Annotated in this window: 21 protein-coding genes; 19 read left to right on the top strand and 2 right to left on the bottom strand. The window is 62.7% G+C overall.

Translation table 11 applies throughout. The features are described 5' to 3' along the window. The 7 genes from ATO6_RS24480 to ATO6_RS24450 all read left to right on the top strand — a co-directional run. Window positions 1-257, top strand: a 257-nt coding sequence (locus tag ATO6_RS24480) for a zincin-like metallopeptidase domain-containing protein (RefSeq protein ID WP_254919277.1), incomplete at its 5' end; no start/stop codon positions are given. A gap of 90 nt (window positions 258-347) precedes the next feature. Beyond that, window positions 348-737, top strand: coding sequence for a DUF3768 domain-containing protein (locus ATO6_RS24475; RefSeq protein WP_088626533.1), 390 nt, complete (start codon window positions 348-350; stop codon window positions 735-737). Between the two features lie 149 nt (window positions 738-886). Continuing rightward, a complete protein-coding gene (locus tag ATO6_RS24470) occupies window positions 887-2860 on the top strand; it encodes a ParB/RepB/Spo0J family partition protein (protein WP_088626532.1) in 1974 nt (657 codons plus the stop codon). Window positions 2861-2928: 68 nt separating this feature from the next. After that, window positions 2929-3522, top strand: a complete 594-nt coding sequence (locus ATO6_RS24465) for a regulator (protein WP_088626531.1) — start codon at window positions 2929-2931, stop codon at window positions 3520-3522. After that, entirely contained in the window at window positions 3522-4193 is a 672-nt protein-coding gene (locus ATO6_RS24460) for a hypothetical protein (RefSeq protein ID WP_088626530.1), read from the top strand. The genes ATO6_RS24465 and ATO6_RS24460 overlap by 1 nt, the downstream gene beginning before the upstream one ends. Before the next feature lie 85 nt (window positions 4194-4278). Then, a complete protein-coding gene (locus ATO6_RS24455; RefSeq protein ID WP_088626535.1) occupies window positions 4279-4521 on the top strand; it encodes a type II toxin-antitoxin system Phd/YefM family antitoxin in 243 nt (80 codons plus the stop codon). Beyond that, window positions 4511-4930 carry a hypothetical protein gene (locus ATO6_RS24450; RefSeq protein ID WP_088626529.1) on the top strand — a complete coding sequence of 140 codons (420 nt, stop codon included), beginning with the start codon at window positions 4511-4513 and terminating at the stop codon, window positions 4928-4930. Before ATO6_RS24455 ends, ATO6_RS24450 begins: the two co-directional genes overlap by 11 nt. Window positions 4931-5186: 256 nt before the next feature. Here ATO6_RS24450 and ATO6_RS24445 read toward each other — a convergent pair whose 3' ends face one another. Then, complete coding sequence (locus ATO6_RS24445; protein WP_047998196.1) at window positions 5187-5906, bottom strand: putative quinol monooxygenase; 720 nt, start codon at window positions 5904-5906, stop codon at window positions 5187-5189. Between the two features lie 156 nt (window positions 5907-6062). Here ATO6_RS24445 and ATO6_RS24440 point away from each other — a divergent pair, with 156 nt between their 5' ends. From ATO6_RS24440 to ATO6_RS24395, 10 genes are all read left to right on the top strand, one after another. Next, window positions 6063-6923: a LysR family transcriptional regulator gene (locus ATO6_RS24440; RefSeq protein WP_217899066.1), complete on the top strand. Its 861-nt coding sequence runs from the start codon at window positions 6063-6065 to the stop codon at window positions 6921-6923. 366 nt (window positions 6924-7289) lie between these two features. Then, a complete protein-coding gene (locus tag ATO6_RS24435) occupies window positions 7290-9485 on the top strand; it encodes a strawberry notch-like NTP hydrolase domain-containing protein (protein WP_254919276.1) in 2196 nt (731 codons plus the stop codon). A 10-nt stretch (window positions 9486-9495) separates the two neighbouring features. Further along, window positions 9496-10725 carry a site-specific integrase gene (locus ATO6_RS24430; RefSeq protein ID WP_088626526.1) on the top strand — a complete coding sequence of 410 codons (1230 nt, stop codon included), beginning with the start codon at window positions 9496-9498 and terminating at the stop codon, window positions 10723-10725. Further along, complete coding sequence (locus tag ATO6_RS24425) at window positions 10722-12074, top strand: tyrosine-type recombinase/integrase (protein ID WP_088626525.1); 1353 nt, start codon at window positions 10722-10724, stop codon at window positions 12072-12074. The genes ATO6_RS24430 and ATO6_RS24425 overlap by 4 nt, the downstream gene beginning before the upstream one ends. After that, entirely contained in the window at window positions 12074-13078 is a 1005-nt protein-coding gene (locus ATO6_RS24420; protein WP_088626524.1) for a tyrosine-type recombinase/integrase, read from the top strand. Before ATO6_RS24425 ends, ATO6_RS24420 begins: the two co-directional genes overlap by 1 nt. A 22-nt stretch (window positions 13079-13100) precedes the next feature. Next, window positions 13101-15275, top strand: coding sequence for a strawberry notch C-terminal domain-containing protein (locus ATO6_RS24415; RefSeq protein ID WP_254919275.1), 2175 nt, complete (start codon window positions 13101-13103; stop codon window positions 15273-15275). A 175-nt stretch (window positions 15276-15450) separates the two neighbouring features. After that, window positions 15451-15729: a hypothetical protein gene (locus tag ATO6_RS24410; RefSeq protein ID WP_088626523.1), complete on the top strand. Its 279-nt coding sequence runs from the start codon at window positions 15451-15453 to the stop codon at window positions 15727-15729. Window positions 15730-15845: 116 nt separating this feature from the next. Continuing rightward, window positions 15846-16574 carry a DUF736 family protein gene (locus ATO6_RS24405; RefSeq protein WP_088626522.1) on the top strand — a complete coding sequence of 243 codons (729 nt, stop codon included), beginning with the start codon at window positions 15846-15848 and terminating at the stop codon, window positions 16572-16574. A 217-nt stretch (window positions 16575-16791) separates the two neighbouring features. Then, the gene (locus tag ATO6_RS24400; RefSeq protein ID WP_088626521.1) at window positions 16792-17022 is read left to right on the top strand and encodes a hypothetical protein; all 231 of its coding nucleotides are present in this window, start codon (window positions 16792-16794) and stop codon (window positions 17020-17022) included. 40 nt (window positions 17023-17062) lie between these two features. Further along, on the top strand, window positions 17063-17569 hold the full coding sequence (locus ATO6_RS24395) for a RadC family protein (RefSeq protein WP_088626520.1): 507 nt from the start codon (window positions 17063-17065) through the stop codon (window positions 17567-17569). A gap of 47 nt (window positions 17570-17616) precedes the next feature. Here ATO6_RS24395 and ATO6_RS24390 read toward each other — a convergent pair whose 3' ends face one another. Beyond that, window positions 17617-18006: a thermonuclease family protein gene (locus ATO6_RS24390; RefSeq protein WP_254919274.1), complete on the bottom strand. Its 390-nt coding sequence runs from the start codon at window positions 18004-18006 to the stop codon at window positions 17617-17619. 621 nt (window positions 18007-18627) lie between these two features. On the opposite strand from ATO6_RS24390, the gene ATO6_RS24385 reads away from it, so the two are divergent. Beyond that, entirely contained in the window at window positions 18628-19557 is a 930-nt protein-coding gene (locus ATO6_RS24385) for a DUF2493 domain-containing protein (RefSeq protein WP_088626518.1), read from the top strand. 179 nt (window positions 19558-19736) lie between these two features. Beyond that, window positions 19737-20549 carry a hypothetical protein gene (locus ATO6_RS24380; RefSeq protein WP_088626517.1) on the top strand — a complete coding sequence of 271 codons (813 nt, stop codon included), beginning with the start codon at window positions 19737-19739 and terminating at the stop codon, window positions 20547-20549. The last annotated feature ends 179 nt before the right edge of the window (window positions 20550-20728 follow it).

Here is a 20728-nt window from a genome sequence, read left to right as displayed (position 1 = left end):
CCGTTCTCATTGCCGGAAAATTTCAGAATGGGGCTGGACTGTCAGGATATGTCGCTGAGCTCTGCACGGTTTTCCTCGGCCAGAAGCTGGGGGTTTCGGCACATACGCTGGAGCTGAACGCGGCCTATCTCGACAACTGGCTTCGTGTGCTTCGGTCGGACAAGCGGGCGATCTTCAAACACGCGGCGGATGCGCAGCGCGCCTGCGATTTTCTTGTTGCCGCATCGGAGGTGGGGCAGGCGGAGCAGGCCGCGTGAGGCAGGAATCCATTGCGACTGAGACTGCCGGATAAAGTGAAAGGAGGCCTTGGGTCTGGTGGTTTCAACCCATCCGGAAAGGACAGACCCATGAGCCATCCTGAACCTGCCGCCTTCACCCCGCCCGACGCGGCCGCCATCGCCGCGCAGAACGACGCGTTCCGCAGGCTTGCCTGCCTCGGGGTGCCACCGGATCGGTCCGTCCAGGGCCGGGTGCATGTGACCCGGTCATTGATGGAAGCTGGTGAGGGCTTCATGGCCGAGGCTGTGAAAGCCACCGGGGAGTTTGAGACTTTCGAGCCTGAGAACGATCCCGAGGGCTGGCACGATTTCGGGGCGGTCACGATCCGTGGGGAGACCGTGTTCTGGAAACTCGATCTCTATGAAGCGGATTCTGATTTCCGCTATGGCGCCGAGGATCCGGACAACCCCGAGACCACCACGCGTGTTCTGACCATCATGATGGCGCACGACTGGTAGGGGCGCCGCGCCTCCTTCACCAACACCGAAAGGCCCGCTGACCCTTCGAAAGGGAAAGTGGGCCTTTTGTCCTTTTGGTTCCCGGATCCGGGGATCGGTCAGGCCGCCCGGGATGTCCGGGTGGCGCAGAACCCAGAGAAGGACATCTCATGACTCAAGCCCTGCAGCCCGTTTCGGTCGCCATCGGCGATCTCGTAGCCCATCCCGCGAATGTGCGGGCTCAGTCCCCGGAGGCCTACGCCTCCGACACCATCGCGCACCTGAAGGCCAGTATCGCGGTGCTGGGCCTCCTCCAGCCGCTGCTCGTCCAGCAAATCGACGGCAAGTTCGGTGTCCTCGCAGGCGGTCGGCGTCATGCGGCCCTCATGGAACTGGTCGCGGACAAGGCGGCCAAGGGGTTCACCAATCGCACCAAGATCGACTGCCGCCTGGTCCCCGACGATTGCGACGTGACCACCGCGCTGTCGCTTGCCGAGAACATCACCCAGGCGCCGATGAATGCCATCGACGAGTTCGAGGCCTTCGCGCGCATGATGGAGGTCGATGACCAGACGCCAGAGACCATCGCGAAGACCTTCGGCACCACGGTCGCAGCAGTCAAAGGCCGACTGCGCTATGGGCTCATCCATCCGGAGATCCGCGCAGCGGCACGTGCAAAGGCGATCACGCTCGACGTGATGAAAGCCTTCGCGGATCATCCAAGCCAGGAGGTGCAGAAAGAGGTTTTCGAGGCGCTCACCAAGGAGGGCAATTACCTGCAGGCCTATACGGTCAGGAACGCGCTGAAGTCTCGCGGTGTGCAGGTCAGTGACGACATTGGGGCCTTTGTGCGGAAGGACTACGAGGCGCGTGGCGGTGCCATCGCGGCGGACCTCCTGGACGAGCATTCCGTGCTCGAGGATTCTACGCTGGTCGAGACCATTCTCATCGAGAAACTCACCGCCGCGGCCGAAGAGGCGCGCGCGGAGGTGGGCTTCGCTTGGGCCGAAGCGGTGATCCGGTACGATTACGCCGCCATGGCTGAATTCGGCCGGGTCTATCCGGGGCCGGTCGAGCCCGATGAAAGCGGCCAGCAACGCGTCGATGAGGTCACCGCCGAGCTGGAGAAGCTCGAGCGCGAGATGGAGAACGAGGAACTCGCTGACGAGGCGTACAATGCGCTCTACGAACGGGTGGATGCGCTTGAGGCCGAGGCACGGGATCTGCAGGAGGCCTACAGCACCGAGGATCTTGCCCGCTCCGGCGTGATCGCCACCTGGGCGCAGGGCAAGATCTCCCTGCATGTCGGGCTGGTGCGTCCCGAAGACCGGCCGGAGAGGTCCGACAAAGCGCCCGGCACCTCTGCGGAAGAGGGCGCTTCGGACAGCGACGAGATCACCTACCCCGCCTCGCTGACCGAGGATCTGAAGACCGAGCGGGCGATGGCGCTTGGCGCTGCCATGACGAAGCACCCGGAGGCCACGCTGGATCTCACGCTGTTCAAACTGGTCACCGACGTGCTGACCAGCGGTATGGGCGTGACCCAGGCGTTCAAGGTCGATGCGCGTCAGGAGTATCGCACCCACGCCAAGATGGACGAGATCGATGGCACGTCCCTCGAACAGGTGGCTGCCGCACATGACGCGCTCGATCTCTCCTGGGCGGATGATGCGAAGTCCCCCGCCGATCAGTTCGCGCTGTTTCGTGCGCTGGATGCGGGTGAAAAGGCCAAGCTCGTGGCCTACGCCACGGCGGCGACCACGCAGTCCTGTTTGGCGCGAGACCGGCAGCGCGACAGCCTGATGCATGATTTCGAGATCGAGGTGATGCCGGACATCCGGGCGCACTGGACACCGAATGCGGCGCTTTTCAACCGGTTCAAGAAGGCATGGCTCCTCAAGATCCTCGGTGAGGAGCTGGGGCTCGCGCAGGAGGCGGTGACCCTGGCGTCCTCGACCAAGAAAGAGGTCGTTGCCTTCTGCGACAAGCTCTTCGCCGAGCCCTTCGCCACCCTGACGGAGGCGCAGCGGGCGGCGGTCGCGGCCTGGTGTCCGCCGATGATGCAGACCTCGGGCACCAAACCGTTCGAAGCCCCCGGCGCCGAGCCGACCGAAGGCGAAACCGAGGTCTCTGAGGCGGCCTGACCCTGAAGCCGACCCGCACCGCATTGCCGGTGCGGGTCGCACCTCTGTCAAACTCACAGGTAAATCCAATGGCACTTCTCAGCTTTTCCGCCGCGGACGTCGCGGCCCAAATCGCGCATGCGCGCGGCTGCTCCACCTTCCTGCCGAACTGGAATGGCCCAGTCGGCAACCCCGCCCTGATCCTGATCGTCGGCAATGGTGTCCATCTGCGCTCGAACGGGATTGATGGCTCCACCACGCGGATCGTCACGACGGAACGCGCCGACCCCTCCTATGCTTTCGCCGCAGGCATCAACCCGTTTCGGGATCCCGATTGGATGGCGGCCCGGCAAGCGGCGTTTCGTGATCTGACCGGCCAGTTCTACACCGACATTCTCGACGACGTGCAGATGCTCCTCGATCGCGGACACGACACCATTCGGTTGGCGACCGATGGCCACACGATCCGGGTCTTTGCGCGCCGTGCGGCCGACTACCTGATCGGCGGCACCTATGATGTCCCCTCCGGTCTCGGCGGCACGTTCCGGGTCATCCTCATGGACGCCACCGATACCCAGGCGCTCGTGCAGAACCGCGGCAACTGCGAGGATTTCGACGAGATGCTGCCCTACCGGGTGCCGCTGGACGCGCTGATCGAGGTCGACGACCGGAGGGTGGCATAATGGGCTGGCTCTTCTACACCGACCGCCGTGTGACGACCTACGCGGACGAGAAGGCAGAGATCGCCCGGCTCTGCACCTTCGAGACGGATACCCGCAAGACAGTCCTGCTCAAGGCCTGCAAGGTCGGCTCGACCTGGTATGCCGCGGCCAGGATAACGACGCTCGATGGTGCGCCGGTTGAGGATGCGACCTACTTGCCCGATGCCGACGGGTCGATCACCTTCGGGGCCGTCTTCCTGACGCGCTATGACGATGGATGCTGGGGCTACAAGGACATGGAGGAGGCTTCCGGCCCGGTGGAGTCGCGGGCGCCCGTCAGCCTTCTGGCCCTGCTCTCCGAGTTGAAGGATCCCGACAGCTATGCCCATGCTTGGCGCAAGCGCTGCCGGGACTGGGCAGCGATCCCGGACTACGATGAGGGGGACCGGATACGGCTTGCAGCGCCGGTCACGCTGACCGACGGCAGCACCTGCCAGATCGTAACCGCCACCCATTACCGGCGTGGAGGGCAAAAACGCCGGTGTTACCGCATCGAGGAAACCGGCGGTCTCGTGCGTCTGTCGAAGGCCTCTCTGGCGGGATCGGAACGTCTCAGCTCGGCGCAGGGTGCGGCGAGCCCTGTCCTGGAGGAGTTCTTTTCCCGCCGGGGGTCTGACGATGCACCACCTTGAGGAGAGGCCTTTCAACCTGCCTCTTGCAGAATATTGGGAAATTCTGTATATACTTATTAAGTCTGAGAATGCGTGGAGAGCCAGGATGAAACAGTTCGCAGCGGGGGATTTGACCCGAAATACGGGCGATCTCTTCGAGGCGGCGACCGTAGCCCCGGTCGCCATCACGAAACACCGTAAGCCACGTTTCGTGGTCATGTCGATGGAGCGGTTCCAGGCCCTGACGGCCGGGTATGGGTCGCAGGTGGCACTCGATGTGGCTGATATGCCAGAGGACCTCGGGAGCCTTCTCGATCAGGGAATTGAAGAGCATTTCCGTGACCGCTGACTTTCCTGCGGCGGGGCAAGTCTTCGACTATCATTATCTCTGGAAATGGCAGGCGGATCGAGGAGAGACGGAGGGTCGCAAGAAGCGGCCGTCCTGCGTGGTGATCGTCGTAACCAATCAAGCTGGCCAGCATGTCATGTTCATCGCGCCGATCACCAGCAAAGCTCCGGGCCCGGGGCGGTCGGCGCTGGAGATACCCCAGACCGAGGCCAGGCGTGCGGGCCTTGAGATCGATCTCCGGCTCTGGGTGATCCTGAACGAGTTGAACGCCGATATTCTCGAGGCCTCCTATACGCTCGAAGAGCGGACACCGCGCGGCTCTTTCAGTCCGGCCTTTACCGACGCGATCTTGCGCGAGGTGCAGCGCCTCCGCGCCGCAGGCGGACTGAAGCTGTCGAACCGGTCCTGATCCTCGAGTGCCCGCAATTCGTGTACGCTGCTTGGACGGCATCAAATGGTTCTGCTCTTGTCGTTGGAAGGGTGCTTCTGATCTGTCGGCCTACGCTGAAGCGGTCATTGTCTGCGACCTGTGCAAGCGTCGGCAGCGCGGACAAATCGCTAATTCGCTGCAGTTACTCGAACGACAGCTTAACGGTGAATCTAAATTCGTTCGGCAAAGCGCCTGATGCGTTGCACCAGACGCCTCTTGTTCCTGTCACATCGCGTTACTTGATGGCGAGGATGTCGAAGTTGTGGACGTTAGCGACCACACCGTCGTCCCACCCGCCAGCGACCAACTCCGCTGCCCGTTCGTTCAGCAGCCCGGCGACTTGACCGGCAAAGTGTGCTTCACGGCCAGCATTGTTGGTGAAGATGTCGAAGATTGCGAAAGATGTTTCGTCAATCTGCAGCGCCGCCCAGAACAATGTGCCAGGTTCGGTTTCTCCGACGATGGGACCAGCTGCGGTCAGCAAGGCTGCCAGCTCCGGCCCTTTGCCGGGTGCTGCTTCGAGCGTGATATACGTGGCTGTCGTCGCCGAGTAGAGATCAACCGGTTCCCTCACCGACAGGACATCCGAATTGTTGATATTCGCGACAACACCATCGTCCCAGCCCCCGGCGACCAGCGCGTCGGCATTTTGGTTCAAAGCCGCGGCCACAGCGCCGGAGAAATGCGCATTGCGCGCTTCTTCATCCACGAAGATATCAAAGATCGCGAGCGTATCGTCGTCTTGCAAGGCAAACCAAAGCACGGTGCCTGGTTCGGTGTCCGCGACAATCGGGGCGGCTCCGGCCAGAAATTCGGCGAATGCTTCGGTCTGGCCTTCAGCGGCGGGCATGGCGATGTAGCTGGCAGTGTGATTTTCCATTGGGGTTTCCTGTGCGGCTGCAGATGTCGTGATCAAGGCCAAAGCGGCGAGTGTCTTGAGAATTTGGGCTTTCATAGTCGCCTCCTGATTGAGAAGTTGTTTTGTTTGGATTCGATGCACCCTTTTCTCATGCCGAATGCCTCAGGCACCAATCCCGAACTTCTATTCTTTGATAGACATGTGCTATGGTGAACCTCATGGCGGAAAGTGACGGAGACTGTGGCAGTGGAGATGAACCAGATCAGGTATTTTTTGGCTGTCTGCCAGCATCGCAACTTCACCCATGCCGCTAGCGCCTCAAATGTTTCCCAACCGTCCTTGACGACCGCGATCAAGAAACTTGAACACGAGCTCGGGGGTGATCTGTTTGTCAGGGACCGCGCGGGATGCAGGTTGACGGCACTCGGAAAACTCATGCAGCCAAGGCTACAGAAAGCGCATGACGAAACGCAGGCAGCTAAGGCAGAAGCCGTCCGCCACACGCGACTAGAGCGGGTTCCTATTTCTGTCGGTGTTGGCGAAACGATTGGTCACAACCGGATTTCAGCCGCCGTGGAACGCTTCCGTACACGATTGCCGCAAGCCGAAATAGAGTTGATCGTGGCGTCTGCCTCCAAGCTTCTGTCCGGATTGCGAGAGGGTGAATTTGACGTCGTTGTCACAGCGGCGACGGTCAGTGAAGACCTCTATCGAATAGACCAGCTCTATGACGAGTCCTACAAGGTTGTGGTGTCCAAGTCGCACCCGTTGTCTGGACGAAACGCTATTTCTCTTTCGACACTCGCTGAAACTGACATGCTCGATCGACCCAATTGCGAAATGCGCGATGCGTTGCATCGGGCATGTACAGACCAAGGTCACGAACTCTACGCGGCCTATCGGTCAAATCGCGTGGATTGGTTAGTCGAACTCGCGCGGCAGGGATTAGGCGCGGTGATTTTGCCAACCACGGCAATTCCAGCAGATAGGGGCCTCGTTTCGATACTCATCGACGGCCTTGAAATTTCGCGAACTGTTTCTGCTCTTCGTTATCGGCACCAAACGACGAGACCAGAGACAAATGATCTGATCCGTGAGATTGCGCGTGTGTAGGCGTAGTCTCATTGATGGCCGACATTCGCGCATAGTGCAGTAACTGGTACTTTGGGCTCGAAGTTGTCATTCGCCACGCGCTGCCTGAACGGCCGCTTTGGCCGAATACACCCGCAACGGGGCCTTTTACATATTTGATCTGCCTAGCCTCCGAAGCTTGGGCCTCCTCCCCGCTGCCGAAAGTGGAAAGGCGGCTTTTTGTCCTGTCAGACCCGTAACCTGACTGGAAGGACAGATCCCATGGTCAATCGTAGGCTGAACACCGACCCCGTTATCCCATCACATGCTCGGCTCAGGGAGGTCCTGCCTCTGATCGGCAGCGCACTCGCCGAAGGACCGCTCAGAAGCTCGTCTTTGGCACGGCTCATGCGTGAGACCTTTGGCGGCAGCGATGCCGCGGGCGCCTGGTCCTGGCGCATGGCTTATGACGCGATGCAGGCCGCTGCGGTCATGCAGGTCGTACAGGGGACTGGCCAAGACGCGCTGACCTCTGCCGGACTGCTGGCCTCGCGGCTCCTGACGGAAACGCGGCGCTCTGAGCAGCAGATCCGCCTGCAGCAATTCAGCAGCCCGTTGCCCTATGCCGCGCTAGTTGCACGCGCTGCGTCCATACGGTCTGGTGAGACCTTCCTCGAACCCTCGGCCGGCACCGGCGCGCTGGCCGGTTTTGCCCTGCGCGCGGGCGGTAAGCCGATGCTCAACGAGATCGATCCCTTCCGCCGCGCCCTGCTCGAGGCGGTCTTCGCGGTCGAGGTGACCGGCCATGATGCGGAGCATATCGACGACCTCCTGACCGCATCTGATCTTCCGGGCGTCATCGTGATGAACCCACCCTTCGCCTCCTCGGTCGATCGGTCGCGCGACAGGCATGTCGCGGCAAAGCATCTGATCGCCGCCGCCAAGCGGCTCGCCCCCGGCGGTAGGCTCGTGGCGATCATGCCGACGGGATTTTCACCGGAGCGGGATGCGGCCCATTGGGCGCGGGCCTCGGCCATCGCGAAGCCGCGTCTGGCTCTCACGATCCCCGGCCATGTCTACCGCAAGCTCGGCACCACGGTTGAGACCCAGCTCATGGTTTTCGACAAGGTGCAGGAGGAGGTCGCGTTCGTCCGCGCGGTTGCGGCCGATCTGGAGGCGGCGCAGCACATCGTCGATGATATCGCCGCGACCCGATCTGACGCTCCGCTTCAGTCGCGTGCACAGGTCCGGGCCATGCCGCGTCAGGGCACTACTCCCGCCGTACGCAGCCGACGGGTTGTCGCAAGCTCTACCTTCAAACCCAAAGCCCAGGCAGCCGTCCCGCTGGCCTTCACCGCCCTCGACACCCCCCGCGAAAACACCCCGGTTTCGGACATCTATGCCCGTTACCGTCCTCAGCGGATCGAGATTGCGGGCGCGCAGGAACATCCCACGCCGCTGGTCGAGAGTATCGCAATGGCCTCGGTGGCCCCGCCGGTGCCGTCGAACGCCGCCGCTACTGACCTGCGGCTGCCCGGTCGCCTGATCGAAGAGGGCCATCTCTCCGAGGCCCAGCTCGAAACCATCGTCATGGCGAATGATGCCCACGAACGCGACCTGCCGGGCAGGTTCACGATCGACGAAGACCAGACCCGGATGATGCGCGCCGACGATGACAGGCAAGCCCGGGCTTATCGCCTCGGATACTTCCTGGGCGACGGGACGGGGTGTGGCAAGGGCCGGGAATGCGCCGGGCTCATCCTGGTCAACTGGCTCGCGGGACGGCGCAAGGCGGTCTGGATCTCCAAATCCGCCACGCTCATCGAGGATGCGATCCGTGACTGGACCGATCTTGGTGGCTCGCCCGCGGATATCCAGCCGCTCTCGAAATGGAAGCCCGACCAGCCGATATCCATGGGCGACGGCATCCTCTTCGTCACCTATGCGACGCTGCGCTCGGCGGGCAAATGTGGGACGACGCGCTTCGGCCAGATCCTCGACTGGATGGGCGAGGGGTTCGACGGCGTGCTGGCCTTCGACGAGGCACATGCCATGCAGAACGCCGCCGGGTCTGAGGCGGGCAGGGGCGTCAAACCCTCCCAGCAGGGTCTCGCCGGGCTGCGTTTGCAGTTGGCAGTGCCCCGGGCACGGGTCTTCTACGTCTCGGCGACCGGGGCCACGAGCGTGCACAATCTGGCCTATGCCTCCCGCCTCGGTCTCTGGGGACAGGGACCGGACTATCCTTTCCCGAGCCGCGAGAGCTTTGTCTCCGCGATGGAGGCCGGCGGGGAGGCGGCGATGGAGGTGGTGGCGCGCGACCTCAAGACGCTCGGTTTCTACACGGCTCGGGCGCTCAGCTTCGACGGCGTGGAATATGACGTGCTCGAACATGCGCTCACGCCGTCCCAGATCGAGATCTACGACGCCTATGCCGGTGCCTTCCGGACGTTATGCGCAGCTGCGCATAAGGTCCGTAATCGCGAGGACGCGATAATGCGAAGGTGTCCGGGATTCATTTTTGTTTTCCTTGGCTTCTGGATATCAGCGCGGGCTTTGCTGCGCATTATTTTGATTGCAAACCTCGGCGGCTTTCCAACCGTCTGAGGAGACATTCATGTTGAAATTGCACGACGAGCTGATCGAAGAGCTTGCGAAATCGCTCATGGAGCAGAACTACAATCCGGTGGTCGTGACCAACCATCGGCTCTACGCCCGCCGGTTCCTGGACTACCTGGCTGAGCGTGGCATGCCGGTGACGATGGTGACGCCAGCGCAGGTCGATCAGTATTTCCGCCACGCAGTCCTTTGCTTTCAGGATCGCTACGGTCGTCCGCCCAGCTCACGCTGGCACAGGCTGCCGCAAACAGCGATCGGCAGGTTGCTCCGCCTCGCCCAAGGCACGTGGCCGCCTGAAACAGAAATCGAATCGGGTGCGATGCTCCGGCACGCCATTTGCCATGATTACGGGAACTGGATGCGTGACGAACGCGGTCTGTCAGATGCGACGATCGACGCGCGCTCACGGGAGGCGCGGCGCTTTCTGGATTGGTACTTCTGCCGCAGCGGCGCCGACGATCTCTCGGCAATGGCCGTGCGCGATATCGATCACTACATGGACATGCGCGCCATCGGTCTGCGCCGGATATCGCTCTCGGGTTCTGCCGCATGGCTCCGTTCGCTGCTACGCTATCTCCATCAGTCGGGGCGGGTTCCGACCGATCTGAGCCCACAGGTCATCGGCCCCATGCTCTATGCCTACGAGGATGTTCCCTCGATCCTGAGCCGCAGCCAGATCGATCTGGTTCTGGAGGCCACCGGCAGAGACAGGTCGCCGAGGGGCCTGCGCGACCATGCCATTTTGCTGATGCTTGCCACCTACGGGTTGCGGCAAGGCGAGATCTGCAATCTCCGGCTCGACGACATCGACTGGCGCGCGGATTCGCTGCGGATCCGGCACACCAAAACCAATGCCTGTTCCACCATGCCGCTTCTGACGCCGGTCGGCGATGCGCTGCTTGACTATCTGCGTGCCGGGCGCCCGCAGGTCGAATGCCGGGAAATCTTCATCCGCTCTCTTGCACCCTATACCCGGATGACGAACTTGCACGGCATGGTCAAAAGACGTCTGGCGGCAGCGGGCGTCACCCCGGTGGGAAAACGTGGACCGCATATCTTCCGCCACGCGCGTGCGGTTGAACTGCTGCGGGCGTCGGTTCCGCAAAAGATCATCGGCGACGTGCTCGGGCACCGATCAACCGAGTCCACCAACACCTATCTCAAACTTGCCACCGAAGATTTGCGGGCGGTAGCGCTCGACGTGCCCGGATCGGAGGTGCTGTCATGAGCGCCTGGCACGATCCCGATCGCACCATCATCGACGCCTTTCTGGAGAAGTCGCAGTTCCGGCCGGGAAGCAGACCCACGTATCGCTGGTTCCTTCGCAGCTTCGAAGATGTTGCGCTCCGGCACCCTGCAGTGGATCGCCAGATGATCGAAGACTGGTTGGGCGAAATGGCACCGCGCTGGAAATTGTCGACGCTATTGAACCAGGTCTGCATCGTTGACCGTTTCCTCGACTATCTGGTCCAGAACGAGTTGATCGCCAGCAATCCCGTTGCCGAGCTTCGCAGGCAGCACAACATCAAGCAGAACAAGCCGATCTGGCGTGCCCTTGCATCGTCCAATCCCGACGAGGCCCTCGCGGGACTGTATCGGCCTGCGCCCTACGGCAGCGTTCTGGGCGACTTCATGCGTGACCATGTCGCGCTGATGCGAAACCGGGGCTACCAGTACGAAACGCAAGCTCATTGGTTGCTGCGGTTCGACCGGTTCCTGCAGGCTCATCCGGAACTGGCCGGAGAGCCGCTTGAGACGATGTTGACGCATTGGGCGGCAGCAAAGCCGACCCGCAATCACGCGGCAGAATGCCAGAAGCTGGGGCGCATCCTGACCAAGGCGCGGCAACGGCTCGATCCGAACATCCCGCCGAAACGCTTCAACCCGCGACCGGAGCGGGAGGTGGCGCGGGAGCACCGGCGTCCGCATATCTTCAGCCCGGCTGACATCCGGCTCATGCTCGAAGTTGCCCGATGCTATCCGTCGCCGCATGCCCCGCTGCGGCCGCTAACCCTCTACACGATGATCTTGCTGGCCTATTGCGCCGGGCTGCGACGTAGTGAGATTGCGTGGCTCGATCTGGGCGACGCCGACCTTCGATCCGGCACGATCACGATCCGGGAAACGAAGTTCTACAAGACCAGGATCTTGCCGTTATCGGGCAGCGTCATGGTTGAACTGCGCGCCTATCTCGATGCGCGGCGGCGCGCTGGTGCCCCACAGGACCCGCAGTCGGGGCTGTTCTGGCAGGATCACTTCAAGGATCGTTACGCCCCGGTGGTGGTCACAACGATGATCACCAACGTCATGCGCCGCGGCGGGTTCAAACCGCTTTCCGGACGGACAGGGCCGCGTGTGCATGACCTGCGGCACTCGATGGTCGTAAACCGGATCCTCCAATGGTACCAAGCCGTCATCAACCCGCAGGACCGGCTGCACTTCCTCTCGACCTATCTGGGTCACCGGGACATCAACTCGACGCTGGTCTACATCACCGTCACGCAGGATCTGCTGCAGGAAGCCAGCGAGCGGTTCCGCGTCGTCGGTGCCCCCTGCCTCAACGGGGAGGCGCTGTGATGAAAGCCGCAAATCCCTTCCCCGAACTATTGCGGGCCTTCTTCCAGGAATGGCTGGCGGAACAGCGCAGCGCCTCGATCCACACCATCAAGTCCTATCGGGACACCTGGCGGCTGTTGCTTCGGTTCGTCGCGGAGCGAAACGACCGTGGTGTCGCAAGGATCACCCTGGCCGACGTCTCCGCCGGCGAGGTCCGCGCGTTCCTCAATCATGCTGAACATGGTCGCAAGGGCACGATCGGCACGCGCAACTGCCGGCTTGCCGCCATCCGCAGCTTCTTCAGCTTCGTGGCGGACAAGGATCCCGAATATGTCGCCCAATGTGCAGAGGTCCTCGCGATCCCGCTCAAGCGCAAACCCACCGCCGCACCCTGCTATCTTGAGCCAGCGGAGGTCGAGGCCATTCTCGCGCAACCCGACCGGTCGACCATCGAAGGGATGCGAGACCATGTGCTGCTGTCACTGCTCTATAATAGCGGTGCGCGTATCCAGGAGGCGCTCGATCTCTGTCCCAAGGCGATCCGGTTCGAAGCACCGTATTGCGTGCGTCTTTACGGAAAAGGTCGAAAAGAACGCATCTGCCCGCTTTGGCCGGAAACGGTGGCGTTGCTGAAAAAGCTGCTGGAGCGGCAGCCGCGCGCACCGGATGAGCGCATCTTCGTCAATCGTTACGGCGAACCCCTGGGGGCATCGGGCGTGCGGTACAAGCTGGCGAGTTACGTCGCAGCGGCGGCGAATGCGACACCCACGCTTCGCTCGAAGCATGTGACGCCGCACAGTTTCCGGCACGCGACGGCCGTCCACCTCGTCGCGGCGGGCGTCGACATCACCGTCATCCGAAGCTGGCTGGGGCATGTCAGCTTGGACACCACCAACCACTATGCCCAGGCCAACCTCGAAACCAAGCGAAAGGCGCTCGAACAGGTTGGCGTTCCAGCAGCAGGAAATCGACCCGCGCGATGGAAACGTGACGCGGACCTGCTCGACTGGCTCGACACCCTCTGACCCCGAACCACGGAGAAATAATGTGAAGGACGTAGCCCTGAACTCCCTGAATGATAGCGATGGTGCCGCATTCCTTCGCATTATCGCGTCCTCGCGATTACGGACAATCCATCACAATCTCGAGGCGGCGCTGACCGCGACCGGCGTCAACGATGCCTCCGGTCAGACGAACGCCTCTGCGGCGCGGTCTGCAGCGAAGTCACGGTTCGAGAGCACCAAGCAGCGCTTCTTCAACCACCTGCTCCTCGGCATGAAGGCCCCGACCATCATCCGCGCCATCGGCGAGGATCTGGCGGAGGGATATGCCTGCGTCATCCAGGTGGTCTCCACCGGCGAGAGCCTCCTGAAACGGCGTCTGGAGGCGATGGACCCCGAGGATGAGTTGACGCAGGGCGCGCTGACCCCGCGCGACTACGTCCTGGGCTACCTCGAACAGGCTTTCCCGATCCACGCCCAGAAACTCGTCGAGATCGACGGGACCATGGTGGCAGAGCCGCTTCGGGACGCGGATGGCGCTCTGGTCGTCTCGCGCGAGGCCGTAGCCCTGCGCGATGCGGCGATGATGGAGCTGATGGCCCTGGCTCCCATCCCCTCCGCGCTCGATCAGATCCTCTGGGCCGTTGGAGACGAGGCGGTGGCCGAGGTGACGGGGCGCTCTGTCAGGCCGCTGAAGTCGCCGGACGGCGCGCTCTTCATCGAGAAGCGGTCCGCCAGCAGCAATTCCTCGGAAACCCGGGCCTTCATGGAGGGCGAGAAGGACATCCTCATCTTCTCCGATGCCGGAGGCACGGGTCGATCCTATCATGCCGCCAGATCGGCGAAGAACCAGAAGCGGCGGCGGCACTACCTGCTGGAGCCCGGCTGGCGGGCCGATGCGGCGATCCAGGGGCTCGGCCGCACGCATCGCTCGGCCCAGGTCAGTGCACCTTTCTTCCGGGTCTGCACCTCGGATGTCCATGGCGAGAAACGCTTCACCTCGACGATCGCCCGGCGGCTCGACCAATTGGGGGCGCTCACCAAGGGGCAGCGCGAGACCGGCTCGCAGGGTATGTTCCGCGAGGAGGACAATCTCGAAAGCCCGATCGCGCGGGCCGCACTGCGCGGCTATTACGCCGACCTGGCCGCCGGGCGTGCCGGGGCGATGAGCTATGAGCGGTTCGCGGACTGGACCGCGCTTCGGCTGATTGATCAGGACGGGGTGCTGCTGGAAGAGTTGCCGCCCAACCAGCGCTTCCTGAACCGGATGCTGGCGCTGCCGATCCATATGCAGAACGCGCTCTTCGCCGAGTTCATGACCCGGATTGCCGATCAGACCGAACGGGCGCGGGCCGCGGGCACGCTCGAACTCGGGGTCGAGACTCTGCGCGGTGAGAGGATCGAGCAGGTCTCGGCTGAGGACCTCTGGACCTGTCCACGGTCCGGGGCGGTGACGCGGATCATCGGGCTCGAGGTGACAGACCCTGTCCATGTCCTCGCGGGGGATGACGCGGTGGATCGAAACCACGACAAGCTGCCGATGGTCAATCGCGCCTCAGGACGCGCGGCGCTGATCTCGTCGCGGCCCATGCAGATCTATGACGAGGAGACCGTCACGCTGATGCGTAAGGTCACGCGGCCGACTGGATCGACCTATGTCGAGGAGGGGAAGTACCAGGCCTCGGCTTGGGAAGAGATCGCGCGCCGGGAGTTCCTGCGTCTCTGGGACGCGGAGGCCGACAGCCTGCCGAAAACCACCACGACGAAGCTCAATCTCCTCACCGGGCTCCTGCTGCCGATCTGGAAGGACATCCCTTCGGGCAACGAGCGCATCTATCGGGTCACGCCGGAAGGGCAGGGCAGCATGATCGGCCGGACCGTCAGCGAAGACGGTGCGGCCGCGCTGCGTGCCCGGTTCATGGTGGGCACACCGAAGACCCCGCAGGAGATGCTGACGGCGGCGCTCGGCTCCACCGCGCCGGTCGACCTGGGCCGGGGCCTCACGCTCACCCGCCGCCGGGTCGCGGGCGCGGCCCGTCTCGAGATCGACGGGGCCGGCCGGGGTGCGATCGACGGGCTGAAGGCTCTGGGCTGTTTTACCGAGATCATCGCCTACCAGCTCCGGGTCTTCGTGCCGCACGGGGAGGGTGTCGAGACCGCCGCGATCCTCGGCCGGATCGTGGGGGCGGGCTCTCCCAAGGCGGCAGATCGCGCCGCCTAAGCGGTGCCGATCTATCGGACGTGGACGGCGGCTTCATCGCCCGTGCGCCTCGCCCCAGCCTGGAGGCGATGCGTCGTCACATCACCGATGCCGGGCCAGCGGTGCAGGCATGATGCCGACACTGCGGGCTGAGCGCGCCGCGTCGCCAAGGTCAAAACTGGAACTGGAGATCAAAATGAACATCACGCAGATCATGGCCGCCGTGGATGCCGGCAAATCCGTCCACTGGGCCAACGAGGGCTACCGGGTGCATCGCGATAGCTTTGGCCAATACCTCATCACCTATGTGCCGAACGGCAGCACGATCGGTCTGACCGACCGGAGTGGCCGTCGCCTGAACGGGGCCGAGGCCCACTTCTTCATATCGGTGTTCACGCGTGGAGCAGACGGGGAGCAGGGAAGGGAGGTGCGAGGGGCGACGTCGGAGGGCCATCCTGACGCCGGGACGGGCTGACGGGCAGGAGAGAAAGGAAAGAGGGCTTTGGGTTTTGCGATCCCATGAGGGGTCGAAAAGCAATCCCGCGTGCTCTGGCAGGAAGCCGGGCACCGGCAAACCCAAGGAGAAGACCCATGTTCGCAGGAACCCTGACCAGGAACGCCGAGACCGCAGCCACCGCCTATTCCGGTATGATCCACTCCACCCGGTTCGACATCGCCATCCAGCTCGAGAGCCGGACGAAGATGTCCGAGCGGAGCCCGGACTATGACGTGACCGCGGTGAACAAATCCGGCCGGAAGGTGCGTATCGGCACGGCTTGGAACGAGACCGGCAACACCACCGGTAACCATTACATCTCGATGCAGATCGATGTAGGCCTCGGGCCCTTCCGGGTCAACGCCGTGCAGACGAAGGAAGCACGCGAAGCGATGACCGGTGAGTTCGAGATCATCCCGCTGGTTTCGAACGGTTCCATGAAGTCCGGCTCGATCTCGGGCGAGCTGACCGCGATGGATGCCGACAACGCCTTCGCCGGCTACATCGCCAACATGATGTTCGACCTCGACTTCATGCTGATCGAGAACGAGTTCAAGACCGAGGGGACCCATCCCGACTACCGGATCGAAGTCAGCTCGCCGCGCGGCCACCCGATCCGCGTCGGCTCGGCCTGGATGGCAAAAAGCAACCGCACCGGCAACGACTACGTCTCGCTCCTCATCAACACGCCGGATGGCGATCTGCGGGTGAACGCCGTGCAGAATGAGGAGCAACGCGGCGGCCAGACCTTCTCTATCATTCCCTTCGTCGAGAGCGCCGGCCAGGACCGGTCGGACAACGCCGGGCTCGCCCTCGTCGGCTGACAGGCAGCGACTTTTACAGAACTGGCGTCCCGGGCAACCGGGGCGCTTTCGCCCGTGCAGGCCTGATCCTCCTCCGATGAAACAGGCCTGACTGAGCGCTGTCGGCATGTCTCCGGTCGGCCAGCGACCCCTGTCCGCAAGAGGCAGGTCCCGTGAGGGGAGCCGCGACAGCGCGGCTCCCCTCTTTTCGTTTCACCCCGACAGAAAGACCAAACACATGTTCAAACTCACCCATCCCAAGCTGGTCACGCTCGCCGAGGCCGAAGGCTATGCCGATGTCGTGGACTTCCTGGAGGACCATGCGCAGGGCTGCATCGTGCCCGCGATCTGCATGGCGCCCGATTGCGATCACACCGCCGAACTCGAACCGGATCAGCGCGCCGGCTTCTGTGAGGCCTGCGGCCGCCCCTCCATGAAATGCGGCCTCGTCATCGCAGGCATGAACTGAGCGGCGCTGGCCGCGATCCTCTTAAAAGATTGGAAACGACATGATACAGCACGATCCCAAAAAGATTGCCGAACGAGGCGCATCCGGTTTCTCCGAAGCCGAGATCGCGACCATCGACGCCGCCCGCACCATCCTGCGCAGGCATGCCCGCTCGACCGTTGCACTGCAGTCCTGGGCCATGCTGACCGACTACCTGGCTCTGAACGCCGTTCATGAACGGGTCGAGGTGTTTCGGGTGCTGCTTCTGGACCGGAAGAACAGGCTGATCCGCGACAGGGTCATGACTCGCGGCAGCATCGATCACTTCCCGGTATATGTCAGCGAGGTGCTCCGCGCCGCCCTCGTTCTCGATGCCTCTGCCCTCATCCTCTGCCACAACCACCCCTCCGGCGATCCGCATCCGAGCCAGACCGACATCGAGCTCACCCGCAAGATCGTGGAGGCCTGCAAGGTGATGGAGATCGTGGTCCACGATCACATCATCGTCGGCTTCGGACGGGAGAGGAACGCGTTCAGCATGCGTGCTGCGGGGATGTTGTCTGATTAAGTTTGCGCACTGGAATGCGGTGCAACCGCCACTTGCCAGTCGTATCGCTAGCAGTAGTTGGCCCGCCTGATCCGCGACCGCGCCGCCGGCGTCTCCAGATGGGCATACCGACCTCCGGAATATCTCCGACAATCGAGCGCGTGACCGGCCGCGATCAGCGCGGCGCCGATGTCCTCGCCATCGGCGTAACAAATGCCCACCCATCGGTCATGGGTCCGCTCGCCGTTGAGCTCGCATTCTATCGAACGGCCATCGAGGTAGTTCACCATCCAGTGCCTGGCGTCCCGGCCCGCCCGCGTTCCGAGTTCGGGTGCATCGACCCCGTTCAGGCGCACAGGTGTTCCGGAGACCACGATGGTGTCCGCGTCCCGGATCTGCACCTGCGCGATGGCTGGAGATGTCAGCAGGACCACGACGACCGGGATCAGATATTTCAACCTCCGCCTCCTCTGCAGGTGGGTCCCCATTCTTCCGGGCGTACCACTCTTAGACCCTTATCGCATCAATTGGCCCGAAGCGCCCACTGCCTGACGGCCTCCCCCGCTCGGCTTCGCGTGTCGCAGGCGAGAACGGCCCTGCGGCCCGTCGCGCATTCGGCCATGCGGCCTCACCGCGGCGTTGCGCCCGGCATCCCGGTTTGCCCGTCTCGCGAGCACGTCGCTCCCCGGCCGCTCCGCCGGATTGCGCTCCGGTCTGTTTTGCGGTGCAAAACGATCCCGCCACTCCATCCGTCTCCCGCGTCCGGTCGCGCCCCTTGCCTGCTCGCGTCGGGCAAACCTACCGTCAACACACACATGAGTGCGGAAGCATATCCTCCGGATGGCCCCCAAATCAGCCCGCGTCAAGGATCGCAAAACTTTTCGGCGAGGGCGGCGGGGGTGAAGAGGGCAGTCCAGTGGTCGATGACGCGCCTGTGGTGGGCGATGCGCCCGGAAAACTTTTGCGCCCGGCACGCCGGCGGCTTCGCCGTCCCTGACCCGGACAGATTCGGTGAACCAGACGTACGGCCATGCCACCACACTCACGTGGTGGTTCCCCGAACATCTGGAGACACCAACATGACTTACGAGAACGCGAACGCCTACGAGACCATCGAACTTTTCGGCCTGACGGAGAAAGACGCGGAGCTGCCGATCCCCGACGATCACATCCTGACCGACAGCATCGTCCGCGAGACTTTCGAGGCCCTGCTCGGCCAGCTGCGCGGCACCGGCCTTGAGGCCGAGATCGAACCGCTCGCGCACGGGCTCGCCACAATCCTGCAGCGCCGCAAGGTCGCTCTCGGCAAGGAGCTCGACCGCACCGCCGACAAGATCGGCGCCCTGGCAAAATCCCACGACGGATCGGAGATCGCCGAGACCGCGCTCGAAGAGGCGCAGGTCCGCTTCCTGCAGGTCCGCGAGATTGTCGGGGCCATCGAGGTGATGAGCGAGGCGGCGGCGGAATGCTACGAGGTCGAGACCGGCCATGCCTTCATCCCGGCCGCGGGATCGCGCGCCAGTGCTCGCGCTCAGGAGACCGGAGCGGTCTTCGAGGCCCGGCAGTTGCTGGAACAGCATGATCGTGAAACCGCCGCGCAGTCGAAGGTCGAGGGGGTTCCCCTGATCGTCTCGGGGGCGACCGACTGGACCGATATCGACGTCATCTTCTCGACACTCGACAGGGTTCGCGAGCGCATCCGACAGAACCGCAACCAGGAGATCTTCCTCTGCCACAAGGGTGGCAAGCATGGCGCCGAGATGATTGCGGCACGGTGGGCGCGGGCGCGCGGCGTCGCGCAGGCGCGCTTTGATCCGCGTTGGTCCGCACATGGGCGGGCGGCTCCGTTCAAATGCAACGACGAGATGCTGGACGACAAGTTCGCTGCGACCGGGGTCGTGCTCTTCGGAGGCAACGGGGTCGCGCTCAACCTCGGGCAGAAGGCCGAGGCCAAGGGTCTGACTGTTATGCGGGTCGCTGACCCGGCGAAGAAGACTGCAGACGCGTGAATGAGAGAGGGTCGCCTTTGGGCGGCCCTTTCGTCGTTTTCACGTCGGCGTCTAAATGCGACCGAGCGGAGGGATCGAACTCACTAGATGCAGCTTTTCGCCGATGACATCGTTTGCAAGATTCCCCTGAGGCGCTAGACGGGTAAGCCAGTTTGCAACGGTCACAGGTCCCCAGAGAAATGACTATTTACTACGATCAGTTTGAGACCTGGGAGGGGTCTTTCCGCGAACTGGCGGTTTCTCTGGTGGGCAAGGAAGCGATCGAAACTCTCGCTTCATCGAAGTTTGAATTCATCGAGGATGCAGGCGACGCCGTAGTTCAGCATACGGACATCGAAGCGGCATCAACCGCAATTTACGATTGGCTGCTGGCAAATGAATTCTGCGTCTTCCATGGTACACGTTTGCTGCCGGACGAAATCCTATCTGTGCAGCAACTTGGTCTGCGTCCGTTGGTGGCCGCAGACCGCAGGCAAAGAATCACAGAAATTCTCAAGACCCATCCTCAGTGGCATCACCTAGAACACCGACTTGCCGAGGTACTTGAAGATGTCGGCCCGAAAAACAAGCAAGGCCGACGGGAAGGACAAGTTCATTTCAGTCTATCTCGATCGGGCCTCGCGAATGGTTTCGACCACTATTTGAGCCACGGCTCTGAGTTTGATCGGCATGTTGTGCAACGGTTGTTCGGCGATCAATCGGGCCTTCACCTGCTCCACTCGGAGACCGTTCCCATCATCGTACATGTCCGCATTGGTGGCGAAGATCTCGTTCGCGGTGCCCATCCGCACTTCAGCTATTCTGACGTCATCGGTATGGGTGAAATTCCTGGGATTGCACGCGTCTTCCTGAACAGCTGGGCATTTAAGGTAGCGAACCCGAACTTCGATATTGCTAAGCTGCGAACTGACTGTTGCATGATGCAATCGGTCGCCACTCCGCCCGAACGGATCATCGATTTGGAAAAGTTCGGGGAGTTGGACGTAGAATGAGTGTCGAGCAACAAGTCGATAGGATGATCTCGTCAGCCCGGCCAGACCGAGGCCCGGCTGGACAGCTCGTCCTTCCAACTGGACAAAATACTGCGGTCTGATCACACGATGATCCGTGACTGGTTCGGTCATGCCGGGCCCCTGCCGGCGGTTGCACCGCCGTCACCGCGCTCGCAGGT

This window comes from Oceanicola sp. 22II-s10i (assembly GCF_002210105.1).
Classification (GTDB): Bacteria; Pseudomonadota; Alphaproteobacteria; order Rhodobacterales; family Rhodobacteraceae; genus Pseudooceanicola.
This window is presented reverse-complemented; position numbering and strand designations above follow the sequence as displayed.

Coding starts and splice junctions, on each gene's coding strand:
- ATO6_RS24475 (WP_088626533.1), top strand. CDS start 348: ATGAGCCATCCTGAACCTGCCGCCTTCACCCCGCCCGACGCGGCCGCC.
- ATO6_RS24470 (WP_088626532.1), top strand. CDS start 887: ATGACTCAAGCCCTGCAGCCCGTTTCGGTCGCCATCGGCGATCTCGTA.
- ATO6_RS24465 (WP_088626531.1), top strand. CDS start 2,929: ATGGCACTTCTCAGCTTTTCCGCCGCGGACGTCGCGGCCCAAATCGCG.
- ATO6_RS24460 (WP_088626530.1), top strand. CDS start 3,522: ATGGGCTGGCTCTTCTACACCGACCGCCGTGTGACGACCTACGCGGAC.
- ATO6_RS24455 (WP_088626535.1), top strand. CDS start 4,279: ATGAAACAGTTCGCAGCGGGGGATTTGACCCGAAATACGGGCGATCTC.
- ATO6_RS24445 (WP_047998196.1), bottom strand. CDS start 5,906: ATGAAAGCCCAAATTCTCAAGACACTCGCCGCTTTGGCCTTGATCACG.
- ATO6_RS24440 (WP_217899066.1), top strand. CDS start 6,063: ATGAACCAGATCAGGTATTTTTTGGCTGTCTGCCAGCATCGCAACTTC.
- ATO6_RS24435 (WP_254919276.1), top strand. CDS start 7,290: ATGCGTGAGACCTTTGGCGGCAGCGATGCCGCGGGCGCCTGGTCCTGG.
- ATO6_RS24430 (WP_088626526.1), top strand. CDS start 9,496: ATGTTGAAATTGCACGACGAGCTGATCGAAGAGCTTGCGAAATCGCTC.
- ATO6_RS24425 (WP_088626525.1), top strand. CDS start 10,722: ATGAGCGCCTGGCACGATCCCGATCGCACCATCATCGACGCCTTTCTG.
- ATO6_RS24420 (WP_088626524.1), top strand. CDS start 12,074: ATGAAAGCCGCAAATCCCTTCCCCGAACTATTGCGGGCCTTCTTCCAG.
- ATO6_RS24410 (WP_088626523.1), top strand. CDS start 15,451: ATGAACATCACGCAGATCATGGCCGCCGTGGATGCCGGCAAATCCGTC.
- ATO6_RS24405 (WP_088626522.1), top strand. CDS start 15,846: ATGTTCGCAGGAACCCTGACCAGGAACGCCGAGACCGCAGCCACCGCC.
- ATO6_RS24400 (WP_088626521.1), top strand. CDS start 16,792: ATGTTCAAACTCACCCATCCCAAGCTGGTCACGCTCGCCGAGGCCGAA.
- ATO6_RS24395 (WP_088626520.1), top strand. CDS start 17,063: ATGATACAGCACGATCCCAAAAAGATTGCCGAACGAGGCGCATCCGGT.
- ATO6_RS24385 (WP_088626518.1), top strand. CDS start 18,628: ATGACTTACGAGAACGCGAACGCCTACGAGACCATCGAACTTTTCGGC.
- ATO6_RS24380 (WP_088626517.1), top strand. CDS start 19,737: ATGACTATTTACTACGATCAGTTTGAGACCTGGGAGGGGTCTTTCCGC.